11 protein-coding genes are annotated in these 12,035 nt (G+C 48.0%); 7 read left to right on the top strand and 4 right to left on the bottom strand.

Annotation, left to right across the window (positions count from 1 at the left end; all coding sequences use genetic code 11):
• Window positions 1-147 precede the first annotated feature (147 nt).
• Window positions 148-417, top strand: coding sequence for a hypothetical protein (locus tag AT705_RS05255; protein WP_058795792.1), 270 nt, complete (start codon window positions 148-150; stop codon window positions 415-417).
• A gap of 91 nt (window positions 418-508) precedes the next feature.
• Here the strand turns inward: AT705_RS05255 and AT705_RS05250 are convergent, their stop codons facing one another.
• Window positions 509-2,221 (bottom strand): S8 family peptidase, encoded by a 1,713-nt coding sequence (locus AT705_RS05250; RefSeq protein ID WP_082668923.1) that lies wholly within the window; start codon window positions 2,219-2,221, stop codon window positions 509-511.
• A 410-nt stretch (window positions 2,222-2,631) separates the two neighbouring features.
• Between AT705_RS05250 and AT705_RS05245 the strand changes: the two genes are divergently transcribed.
• Together AT705_RS05245 and AT705_RS05240 are read left to right on the top strand one after the other, a co-directional pair.
• Window positions 2,632-4,059, top strand: a complete 1,428-nt coding sequence (locus tag AT705_RS05245; RefSeq protein ID WP_058795790.1) for an MATE family efflux transporter — start codon at window positions 2,632-2,634, stop codon at window positions 4,057-4,059.
• A 63-nt stretch (window positions 4,060-4,122) separates the two neighbouring features.
• Window positions 4,123-5,466, top strand: coding sequence for a serine hydrolase domain-containing protein (locus AT705_RS05240; protein WP_058795789.1), 1,344 nt, complete (start codon window positions 4,123-4,125; stop codon window positions 5,464-5,466).
• Window positions 5,467-5,504: 38 nt separating this feature from the next.
• On the opposite strand, the gene AT705_RS05235 is transcribed toward AT705_RS05240, so the two are convergent.
• Entirely contained in the window at window positions 5,505-6,449 is a 945-nt protein-coding gene (locus AT705_RS05235) for an endonuclease/exonuclease/phosphatase family protein (RefSeq protein ID WP_157576673.1), read from the bottom strand.
• Window positions 6,450-6,653: 204 nt separating this feature from the next.
• Here AT705_RS05235 and AT705_RS25170 point away from each other — a divergent pair, with 204 nt between their 5' ends.
• The 4 genes from AT705_RS25170 to AT705_RS05215 all read left to right on the top strand — a co-directional run bounded on the left by AT705_RS25170 (window position 6,654) and on the right by AT705_RS05215 (window position 9,736).
• Entirely contained in the window at window positions 6,654-6,836 is a 183-nt protein-coding gene (locus AT705_RS25170) for a hypothetical protein (RefSeq protein WP_058795787.1), read from the top strand.
• 114 nt (window positions 6,837-6,950) lie between these two features.
• Window positions 6,951-7,559 (top strand): TetR/AcrR family transcriptional regulator, encoded by a 609-nt coding sequence (locus tag AT705_RS05225; protein WP_058795786.1) that lies wholly within the window; start codon window positions 6,951-6,953, stop codon window positions 7,557-7,559.
• Between the two features lie 159 nt (window positions 7,560-7,718).
• Window positions 7,719-8,192, top strand: a complete 474-nt coding sequence (locus tag AT705_RS05220; protein ID WP_082668922.1) for a DM13 domain-containing protein — start codon at window positions 7,719-7,721, stop codon at window positions 8,190-8,192.
• Between the two features lie 113 nt (window positions 8,193-8,305).
• The gene (locus AT705_RS05215; RefSeq protein ID WP_058795784.1) at window positions 8,306-9,736 is read left to right on the top strand and encodes a glycerophosphodiester phosphodiesterase family protein; all 1,431 of its coding nucleotides are present in this window, start codon (window positions 8,306-8,308) and stop codon (window positions 9,734-9,736) included.
• Window positions 9,737-9,786: 50 nt separating this feature from the next.
• Here AT705_RS05215 and AT705_RS05210 read toward each other — a convergent pair whose 3' ends face one another.
• Together AT705_RS05210 and AT705_RS05205 are read right to left on the bottom strand one after the other, a co-directional pair.
• Window positions 9,787-10,557 carry a MipA/OmpV family protein gene (locus tag AT705_RS05210; RefSeq protein WP_058795783.1) on the bottom strand — a complete coding sequence of 257 codons (771 nt, stop codon included), beginning with the start codon at window positions 10,555-10,557 and terminating at the stop codon, window positions 9,787-9,789.
• 120 nt (window positions 10,558-10,677) lie between these two features.
• The gene (locus AT705_RS05205) at window positions 10,678-12,030 is read right to left on the bottom strand and encodes a DUF1501 domain-containing protein (protein WP_058795782.1); all 1,353 of its coding nucleotides are present in this window, start codon (window positions 12,028-12,030) and stop codon (window positions 10,678-10,680) included.
• Window positions 12,031-12,035: the final 5 nt, after the last annotated feature.

Here is a 12,035-nt window from a genome sequence, read left to right as displayed (position 1 = left end):
CGCTCAGCACCGTCTGTTCGTTAATTCTGTCGGACTTGTTACCAGCAAAATAAGACGACTGGTGCACCCATAAGTCATTCCCCCCACTCTTGGTCGTTAATCGAATTCCCTCTCACAATGTGTGACCTGTTACCCCGGATTCGGGTCATGGTTTTTGGTAGCCAGGGACTGTCACTGGCAAACAAGGTAGGTGATTGCTTCGGTAAAATCTCTTATTCACTGTATTTGTTGCACATGCCGGTGATAGCCTTTGTGCATCAGTTCGACTGGGCTGTGGAGATAAAACTGCTAACGTCGTTTTTGCTCAGTGTTGCCGTTGCGTTTGTGTTTTTTGTTTGTATAGAAAAACCACTTGCCAGATATATCAGGGGCGCGCGTTACGCTTCCAGGACCAACCTGACGACTGTGCCGGGTTAAACTCCGGGGCTCTTCCTGGCAATCGAGCAACGTACTGGCATGCAGGTACTCAGGAGATGCACAAGCACCGGTAGGCGCTTGTGCACTCTGTTTAGAGCAACGATGAACTGATTATGATGGAAAGTAAAACGGGGTCATAAACAGTGACACTTGCTTGCGTAGTATCCGATCTTTCGTTATTACTCACCGTGAGCTTCATCTGGTAGCTGCCAATATTCTCATAGGTATGCTGTGCGGAAGATTGACTGGTTTCTTCATCAACGACTCCATTGCCATCAAAATCCCAGCCGTAACTGAGTGTGTGCCCATTGGGGTCTGACGACGCTTTCGCAGTAAATGTGGTTTGTGTGCCTACCATCACAGAATAGGAAGGTTGATCCAGCGCAGCGATGGGTTTTCCTTCTAAAGCCAAAGCGGCAGCATGTACATCAATTCTGGGACGCGTTATGCCGTTTCGTGGATCGGTTACATTGACGCCCGTTGACTCTAGCACCTGCTCAATACGATCTACACTGGCATCTGGGTTGATTTGTTTGAGTACAGCAATCGCACCGGCAACATGCGGCGCAGACATAGACGTACCAGACATTGTCTCAAAGGTTGGGCCGGGTATCGATGATTCAATTCGACGTCCAGGTGCAAGCACGTCGACTTGTTCGGACATGTTCGTCCCCCAGTCAATTACGCCATTTGCGTCCCTCACAATGAGCAGGTCGTCCTCTGTGCGCAGTGTACCGCCTACGGTAATCGCATCACTAACGCACCCTGGTTGCCCAACTGAGCCATTAAAGTAGTCATTGCCTGCGGATATAACGGTTGCAATACCCATTTCTCTTAGTTCTTCTATTGGTGCCGCAAGTAAGCGATCATCACAAGCCCCAGCGAACTCTCCGCCACCCAGGCTGAGATTAAGTGTGGCGACATTCTCTAATGCACCACGTTCAACCTCTTCGATGACCCAGTTAAATGCTGCTAACAGATCCGTGTCATATGTGCGCAGGCATGGGGTGCTTTCTTCACAGATTGCTGTGTGGTTAACGCGGGTAAAGACCTGTACGCCAACAATATTAGCCTCTGGCGCAATGCCACTGAAGCCGGTAAGGGCACCTGCTGCTATTCCGGCAACATGTGTTCCATGGTGACATTCATTGAGGTCCTCATTTTCACATATGCTTGCAGAGCCTGGCCCTATCCCTGTCGTTGCACCATTCGCACACAAACTGGTATCGTGGTTAGTAGCGTTTGATGAGAAACATGCTTCCTGAATAACCCGGCCACCTAAAAATGGGTGGTCAACGTCAAACCCACTATCAAATACAACTATCGTCTGACCTGCGCCAGAGTAGCCCATATCATGAGCCTCTTGTGCGTTTACGTGTTGTGATGAGGCAGAAATATGCGCTGAGTTGGCAGTATCTTCTGAAATCATGTCGAATAAGCCACTGTGCGCTAAGGCGTCCAGCTCGGTATCGCTGACCTCCATTGTCATATATCCCCAGCGTGGGAGGCTGCGACTTACTTTGACGCCGAGCGTTTGTAATTCTGAGTTAGCTTCTGAGAGGCGAGCCTGAATTTGATTCTGTTTGGCAAATTTTTCGGTACGGTAAACATAGGTAGCTGGCTGCTGTATAGGCTTTAACCTGGCTATCACACGAACATTTTTTCCTTGTTGTGTTTGAGATTTTAACGCCTGATAGCTTTTGTTAAGTTGAGCACTTAGGGCAAGATTATCCAGTTCTGGTGTTGCAATGGCTTCTGTCATGCAAAGACAAGAAAGCACAACCCCCAATGATCTTTTAAACATAAATATCCTTGGTATTTTTTAATTAGTTTGTTTTTCCTTTGTGTTAGTCCAGACGTTAAATGAATTACCATAATCTGGAACAAAACCGGAACCAGCATAATGGCGAAAGGTTAAATTTAGTTGACAGTGAGCATCTGTGTGCAAAACCAACATTAAAGTCAGATAGTTAGCGGCGGGCATTTTATGTGAATGTTTGACTCAGAGGACAGCCTGAGAAAGTATGCGCACATGTACGTCACTCCATTCATCCTCTAATCTCGTTTGTTAATCGAATTGCTGCCCGCTTTTTGTGAACTCTTATGCTGAAACCGGGTCAAGACTCTAGGGCGTTCCTCTTTTGCAGATAAATGCTGTAAAAGAACCAAGCCATAATAAATACACCGCGTTACTGAGGGAGTAAACGACCCACTATGGGATCAGATAATTCACTTGCATTAAGCCTGGGCGAGCCGCTTCAGGTATGTGATAAACAAAGAAAACGGGCGGTGCGAAAGCGCTGGATATTAACCGGCTCTACCAGCGCAGTTTTAAAGCAACTGACTTTACCTATGCTGTGGGCAATTCTGGCACTGTTTAGCGCCGACCTGATGGAACTTTATTTTGCTTCGCGTTTGGGTGTAGAAGAGCTCACAGCGATGAGTTATACCTTACCCGTTCAGGCCACTTTGTTTGCTTTTGCGATTGGCCTGGGGATTGTTGTAGCGACCCGTTTAACACAGGCAAACGAGGTTGAGCAGCTGGCAGCGGTGAGTCTGATTTTCACCATACTGATAGGTGCCAGTTTGGCGATTATCATTTGGTTTGGTTTACAGCCGATATTGACCATGCTGGGGTTTGCTGAGTTTTCTGCTCGTGAGCAAGTCTGGCCGACACTTGAACGTTATATGCAATATCGACTGGGCGCAGTCGTATTCTTTTTTATTGTCATGGTGGTGTTTGGCGTACTTCGGGCATTTGGCAATATGCGCGGCGCTGCGCAGTTACTGGTGATGTTTGCAGGTGCACAAATCCTCATTAGCGCTGCACTGTTCACGCCCTGGGCGCAATCTGCGTTATCGATGAGTGGCCTGGAACGACTGGGAGTTGCCCATTTTGCAGCTGCAATGAGTGCCAGTTTTTATGCGCTTTATTTATTGCGTGTTAAAGAAAATATCAGGCTCAAAGTACATCTGTTATCACAGCGCAGCCGACAAGCGTTTCGCCGTTTATTCCGACTGTTCGTGCCCGTTGTGGCTATGCAATTGCTTACGCCGCTGGCTCAGTCGTTACTGATGATGATCGTTGCTTCGCAGGGGAGTGATGCCGTGGCCGCATTTGGCGTCGTCATGCGTATAGAGCCGCTTGCATTATTGCTGCCTATGGTACTGACGACGTCATTACCCATTTTTGTTGGTCAAAATTGGGCTGCGAACAAATCTCTACGGGTACGCAGAGGCATTAAGCAGGCAATGGCCGCCTGTTTGGTCTGGCAGAGTATCATTGCGTTGGTACTCTTTTGGGGTGCCGACATGCTGGGTGTTGGTTTCTGTAAACAGTCTTTTGTGAGTCACTCTATTGAGCTGGCGATGTGTATTTTGCCGATATCTTATGCTGCACTGGCGGGGGTGATGCTATATGTGAGTTGTTGTAATGCCATTGGCCGCACCGGCCTGGCGCTGAATGTGACTTTGGTCCGATTGTTTGCCTTGTCCTTACCTGGTGCGTATATCGGTGCTCAGTTGAACGGTTTTCAGGGAATTATCTGGGCGCTGGCGTTGGCCAATTTTATGGTGGGTGCATGGTTATTGTATAGGGCACTGAATGTGCAGCGCAGACCACAAGTGCTCACTATGACATAATCGTTTATTTATTGATTAGTTATTCGTCATAGCAGTAATTAAAAACGCTATGTAAGGATAACTATGAAACCCCTTTTTATGAGTGCAGTGACCTCAATATCTGCAGCACTATTATCAGGATGTCAATCTGACCCTCAGGAGTTACTGGGTTATAGTGCCAATCAACTGTGCTCCAGACATTTTGTTTCTAATGAGTCCATTGATTTTATTACTCAAAACGTGATTCCGGAGGCGTTGGCGGCATTACCTGATAGGCCTGAAATTAGCGTTGATACAAGACTAAAGACGGTGAGTGTAAGTGCACAGGTAAATGGCACAGTCATGAATAAAACATCCGTTTTTCGGGCTGGCTTAGGTTGTACCCTTTTGTTTGATCTGACCCCTGAGCAACTACACGCACAAGCTCAACATGTTAGCGTACCTGAACTCACTCCCAGCACCCCGTTAGAGCACGCTATTCGCCAGGATGTGTCTTTGGGTGGTTTTTTCGCTCACAACACGGGTAATTACGCACACAGTGATAATACGTTTGCCGTGGCAGTCATGTACCAGGGGAAGTTGGTGGCTGAGCACTACGATGAGCACCATGATGGTGATACCCGGATGCTGAGCTGGTCAATGGCTAAGACGCTGACAGGTCTGTTGACGGGTATTTTGGTTCAACAGGGTAAACTGACTCTGGATCAGGATGTGGTGGCTGGTTCACATTCTATGACAATCGCAAACCTGATGCATATGAGTTCAGGCGTAAAATGGTCTGAAACGGCCGATATTCATGGCTATCAGGATTTGGCTCCAATGTGGTACCACACGCCTGATTCAGTTCAATATGTTACTCAATTGCCTAAAGAGTATGAACCGGGGGGGCGATTTGAATATGCTACCGGGACCACACAACTGCTAAGTGATGCGCTAAAAACAGCATCAGGCGGTAACTTGCAGTCTCTGCTCAATCTTTATCATGATGGGCTATTTAAGCCGCTGGGGATCAACAATGCCGTTGCAGAGTATGATGAGGCCGGGAACTTAAGGGGCGGGGCTCGGATGTTCCTTACCGTGCACGACTGGCTTAAGATAGGTCAGTTGTTTATTGAGCAGGGCAGTTGGCAGGGTCAACAAGTCGTTCCGCGCAGTTGGGTTGCTGACGTAATGATGTCTCCCGGTGTATCCGAACACTACGGTGGTCAGCTATGGCTCAATGATATGGGCTGGTTGATGCCAAGGTTACCCAAAGATACAGTATCATTGCGTGGTCATCGGGGGCAATATGTGGTGATCATACCTTCAAAGCAACTTGTTGTGGCTCGTTTTGGTGCCTATGGCTCGGTCGTAAATAAACACATAGGACTGGCAAACAGGCGTGTATTCCAGTCCGTGGTTGATTTAATAGAACAACTTGAAAAGTAAGTAATTGGGCCAGGCAAAGCTGGCCCATGAACGACATGTTACTTAAAGTCGATACTCAAAGCACAGTGATCCGCAAGCATGCTTTGTGGGGTCATATCTGCGAAATAGTGGAACTGCGCACTGCCTGACTGAAACTGGTCTTTCAGTGTTTTTGCCACAAGAATGTGATCGATGGGAGCCGGGTAGTAGGGGTGGCAGCCAGTCAGCATCTGATTTGCGTTAAACAAAGGCGCGTTGTCTATGTTGTTAGGCTGTGTATTGGCAGCACCTTGTGGAAAATACAAATCCCGGCTTAGGCGGTTGTAAGGTGCCGTGAGGCGGTGGTTAAAGTCGCCAAGCACGACAAAATCTGTCTCTTGTTGGGTTTTTTGTTCAACCCAGCTGTCCAGTATCGGGGCTTGTTTCGACAACAGTTTACAGGCTTCTTTATCTGAACGCTGGTAGTCATCAACAAAACAGCCGCTTTTCAGATGTACGTTCAGCAGATGCAGCGCATCACCCTGATAGGTCAGTTGGATCTCCAGCCCATTTCTTAGGCCAGGTTTTACCGCTGATAAAGAGCTGTGTTGCACGACCTTATCGACGATCAGTGATTTTTTTACCACGAAGGCGACTTTTTGCTGTGTCGACTTATTACCGCTTTTACGACAGGTGTATGTTTTACTGTCGGCTCTGTCTGACATTACTACGTGCCAGTCTTTTTCCCCGAATACCTGGCGCACGGCTGACGCTGAGGCGACTTCTTGCAGAGCAATAATATCGGCATCAAGTGCCTGCGCATATTGTTTCAGGGCTTGAATGTCTTTTGCGGTTCTTGGCTTACAGCCTGTGCTATCAGATGCAGAAAGGTGTTCAATGTTCCAGGTTGCAACACGCAGCGGTTGCTTCGATGTGGCATGTTCCTGATGACCATGCGACAGCGCGGGTGCGGCACACACGAGTGTTAATAAGGCTGCAACAGGCTTTAGATTTGAAAGAGTCATGAAGTGTTTAAATTCATAAAATTGCAATAGTGTTATAGTGTATCAAGATTATTGCCATTTGATGATAGAAGTTAGAATATTTGCGTTAAATTCACTAAAAAGTCAGACACGGCAAAGGGTTGTGTCTTACGCTCAGTCATTACCACAATGCGCCAGTAAAAAGTCGATCAGCACTCGTACGCGTCTGGCTTTTTGGCTATAACGATGAAAGTACACATAGAGCGGGGCATACGGACACATGCGGCCAAAGTGTTTATTCAAGGTGGCGCACAATTGCAGCTCAAAACTTATGAAAATGACACGCCACTGGACCTGGCTGAACGCTATCATTACGTGCAGATCACAGAGACCATACTGAAACAACAGCAGATTGCACAATTCGATTGAGTATCAAAGTAATGACTGCAAGGAAGCCGTGCTTTAGAACAATAAGGATAAATTGAAAAGTAAACTGGTAAGTGTAAAAATAGTCAGAATAAAGTTACATACAATGAACCCACAATGACCGTAAAAATTACCCGTAGTATGCTAAAACGACAGGCCATTATAGATGGTGCCCTGAGCGCGTTTCAGCAATATGGTGTCAGCGATACCAGCATGGACAAGATTGCTGAAACAGCCCAGGTTTCAAAGCGTACCGTATACAATCACTTTGCAAGCAAAGAACAGTTAGTGACGCATATCATCAAAGAAATCTGGCGTCAGAACATTTTGACGTGTGACATAGAGTATGTGCATGACACAGAACTGGATGCACAGTTGGCTGCGTTACTGAAGAATGAGCTGGACTTTTTGAGCAATCAAAATTTACAGGAACTGATCCGAGTAGCGATAGGGTATTGTCTGTTTAACCCTGATATTTTCACTGCTGAAATGAGTGAGTTTTTTGATCAGGAAACCGCCTTAATCCGCTGGATTAAGCAAGCCATGTTACATGGACAGTTGCGTCAGGCAGATCCTCAAAGCGCACATGCCCAGCTGATCAGTCTGTTAAAAGGGCAGGCCTTTTGGCCTCAGATTTTGCATCAACAACCCGCACTGACCCATGAACAGATTGAAGTACTCACAGCGGAAACCGTGGCGTTCTTTCTGGCCTATTATCGGGTCTAACTTTTGCAGCACTCATATGTACGGTGCAGGTAATTGTGCTACGGGCAAATGTTCAATGTACCCATAAAGGTTATGCCCATAAAAACACTGTGTGATGAGTGCCCGAGTGTGTGCTGAGTTGTACTACACTTTAGCCCATCAGCTATAAGGAAAGAGACTATGACATTACGTGCGCTTACGCTCATCATTACCCATGGCCTGGTTGGATTCGCCGGTTTTGTGGGTGGCATCTATATGCTGCCCATTTTAACTGCGCCACCTGCACCTAACGAGGGAGCCGTCACAGCTGCATCTTTAGGGGCCGATTATTCGGCACAATTTCGTAAATCTTTACAAGACAGTGATGCATTACATTGGGGGGAAGGCATGGTTTCGATCAGCGAAGATCACATAACTTTGCTTGGCGAGCTGGCCCCGGGGCCGGATTATCGTTTGTATTTGTCACCTCAGTTTGTGGAAACAGAAGCGGATTTTAATCGCCTCAAGAGCACCATGGTTGAAGTCGGTGACATTAAAACCTTTAGCAACTTTGTGGTCGATGTACCCCAGCAGGTCAATCCGGCGGATTACAATACTGTGATTGTCTGGTGTGAAGCCTTTGGAGAGTTTATTACAGCTGCGCAATATCAGTAGCGACGAGTCATAAAAAGGTCACTGACTGTTCCTACTTCAGTAATAGTGTCCCTCTATTGTTATTTCCTTGAAGAATAAAAACGCTTTCTTTGGACGTAAACTTAGGAATAACAATGAAAAAAATAACATCTCTCTCTGCTGTGATTGCGGCTTTGCTACTTGCAGGCTGTGATGACGACAAAACCGAAGTCGTTGAAGTAGAAAAAGCGGTTGTCACCACAGACACGCAAACGCAGGTAGTGGAAGTCGAAAAGACCATAGTGGTTACCGATACCATTACTGAGATCAAAACCATAGAAGTACCGGTTGTAGTTGAAGTACCAGCGGGTGGTGCCAACAACATGCAGGTCGGTACGCGCCCGGATTTTCTGGTGCAGGACATGGATGAGGGTGAGCTAAAAGACAAACTGGCCCAATGTTCAAATGGGCCTTTCTACAAGACAGACTTTTCAATCGGCCACCGTGGTGCACCGATGCAGTTTCCTGAGCACACTAAAGAGTCGTATCTCGCAGCGGCCAAAATGGGCGCGGGTATTTTGGAGTGTGATGTGACCTTCACCAAAGACAAAGAACTGGTGTGCCGCCACTCTCAGTGCGATCTACACACCACAACTAACATTCTGGAAACTGATCTGGCACAGAAATGTTCGACGCCATTTGTACCGGCAGATCCTGAAAATGGCGTTGTGGCTCAGGCCAAGTGCTGTACCAGCGACATTACGCTGGCGGAATTTATGACGCTTGAAGGTAAAATGGACGCTGCAAACTCTATGGGTACCACAGTGGAAGAATACATGAATGGTACGTCCAACTGGCGCACTGACTTGTATTCCAGTCGGGGTACATTGATGACCCATGCAGAAAGTATTGCTTTGTTCAAAGAGCTGGGCACTAAGATGACGCCTGAGCTTAAGTCTCCGTCCGTCACTATGCCGTTCGATGGATTTTCTCAGCAGGATTATGCTCAGAAAATGATTGACGAGTACAAGGCTGCGGGGGTTGATCCTAAGCACGTCTGGGCACAGTCATTTAACCGTGACGACATCAACTATTGGATAGTGCAAAATCCGCAGTTTGGTGCACAGGCAGTTTATCTGGATGACCGTTACGAAGCGCAAACCGCTGAGAATGAAAAGGGTGTTACGCCGCAGCAACTGGTCAACAACCCTGAACTATTGGTGCCTACCATGGCTGAGCTGGCAGCAGACGGCGTGAAGATCATTGCACCACCTATGTGGGTGCTGGTAACCGAAGAAAACGGCGAAATGGTGCCATCTGCGTATGCCAAAGCAGCGCGTGACGCAGGCCTTGGGATCATTACCTGGACACTGGAACGTTCAGGCCATCTTGCAGCTGGTGGCGGCTGGTACTATCAAAGTGTCAATGGCGCACATCGTGGTGAAAGTATGATTAACAACGATGGTGATACCTTTAAGCTACTTGATATACTGGCGAAAGATGTGGGCGTAATGGGCGTATTCTCTGATTGGCCGGCTACGACGACTTACTATGCTAGTTGTATGGGCATGCCAGCAAGCATCTAATCCGACATAACAGGCCGCAGTCTCATATATGAGCTGCGGCCTTTTTGTGCTTAAAAGAATTTGCTGAACAGTAAGCGGAGCGAGAAGCTGCCGTCGCTGTCGACCAGCGGGCTATTGGTTATGCTGTCATCAAACCAAGTGTAGTCAAATGCAAGCTGGGTAAAGCCAGCAAAAAAGATCGGCGTTGATACCGAGAACCCGAGCGCAACATTGGTGGCATTATCGCCCTGATAGTAGGGGCGCATGTTGGTGGCTTCGTTCAGCCTTATCCCGTAATAGTAGTCAACATGATTACTATCGAGATAGCTGACGGTGAGGCTGGGCTCGTAGAAAAACGGACCGGATCTAAAGACCTTACCAAGCCCGGTTGACAGCTCGTAGCCATCCGATTTATCCAGCACATCGTGTACAGCAGAGACATTAAACTTCCAGTTGTTACGCTCGTATCTGATACCAAGACCAGCATCCATTGATAAGTCACGCTCAGCCATGCCTTTAAACACATCGCTGTCCGATTCATCGAAGCCCTGAAAGCGCGGGGCTGCTTGTAGCAGGATCTCAATATCATTGACTTCCAGCACTTCATAGCTGATGAATGGTCCAAGAACGGAGAGTTTATCTCCCCGGTAACCCAAGATAGGCAGGGGGATCACACGCCTGTCGTAGCCCTGATATATTTCTTCACTGACGCCCAGCCCGATACCGTACAAAAAGCCCTTGGGTTCAAGCTGAGCTCTTGCCGCGCCCCGTTCATCGGTTTGAGCCTGAAGTGGCAATGAGGCAACCAGCAGGGTACCAATACAAAATGCGTGTTTAAACATAGTGTGTCCTTATCTGAGTTTATTATTCTGTTCTCACGTATGCATGATGAACTGAAGCCTGAACACTGAGTCAGGCATCTCCTCTTACGAACTATAGACAAGGAACGTTTAGTCTTGATGTCATTTAAATAAAGAAAGTGGCCCGTTAAAGTTATTCAGATTGGGAAAGATGCCGCTGAGCGTGCCCAGATCTAACCCCATCCATTGACCCAGGCTGGCAGCGTACTGATCAACTGAGATAGTCGGGATGAGGCGACCACCACCGGCATCCAGTTCATGGTTGAGTTCTGCATTGGGTATATCGCCAAAAATGGTGCCACCATTGACCGCGCCTCCCATCACAAAGTGATGTCCTGCCCAACCATGATCGGTGCCATCGCCATTAATAGCCAGTGTTCTGCCAAAATCAGATGCCGTGAATACAGTGACCTGATCACTGAGGTAGAGGCTTTCCATTGCAGTGTTAAACGCCACCAGCGCACTGTCCAGCGTAGCCTGCAATTTGGGCAGGTTTTGTGCCTGCCCGGAGTGGGTGTCAAAGCCGCCTATCGCGACTACATAGACTTGTCTTGAGGCACCAAGTTGCTGGCGCGCAGCAATGCTGTTACCCACGGTTTGCAATTGTTTGCCTAACGAAGTTGCCGGAAACTCTGGTAGTGTGACGGTCGTGTTCACTTGCGCTGCATTAAACTGGCTGTTGGCCTGATAAGCATTGTTAATGGCGTTGGTGACGTCTTGCTGCAAAAACTGTTGCGCATTCTGAGGTTGGTTGCTGAAATGTGCGACCAGTTCTGGATGATCGTCAAACTCTTCCAATGCCTCTATGGTGGCGGCTTGTCCGTCACTGACATGGTATGGTGCGGTTTGCTTGCCGGTCAGCCATAATGCGCCATCTGCCGTCGTAATGGCATTGAAAGGCGTATTGGCGGTGTGGCCTTGTGCCATCAGGGCATCATTCATCAAGCCTCCCCAGCCAAATTGTGCGCCTTCGGCAGCGCCAGACATCCAGGTTGATTGTTGGTCATTGTGTGAGAACAATCTGGATGGCAGACGAGCCGTATCCTGTGCAATCATAGCGGCCGTAACCGGACTCAGTAGCGGACCAACATTGCCAACCACGGCTAGCTTATTTTGCTGATATAAGTTTGCCAGCCCGGCAAATTCCGCTGGCAGAGCAAAGCGGCGCGAACCAAAACGCCCGGGTGTTGCAATCGGTAGCAGGTTGGCCGGAGTGCGTGGGGTCTTGTACTTCCCCAGCAGGCTTTGCCGGTGTCCCGCCCATTGCGCGTAACTGGCTTCATCATAAGGGATTATGGTGTCATGATTGTCCATGCCACCGTATAGAAATACGCAGACCAGGGCTTTGTAATCATTATCCTGCGCCGGACTGTTTGCCAGAGCCTGACCTAACTGAAACATCGAAGAAGCCATTACCGAGGCACCGCTGAGTTTGATAAAATCGCGTCTGTTCATGGGTT

This window comes from Pseudoalteromonas rubra (assembly GCF_001482385.1).
GTDB lineage: Bacteria > Pseudomonadota > Gammaproteobacteria > Enterobacterales > Alteromonadaceae > Pseudoalteromonas > Pseudoalteromonas ardens.
This window is presented reverse-complemented; position numbering and strand designations above follow the sequence as displayed.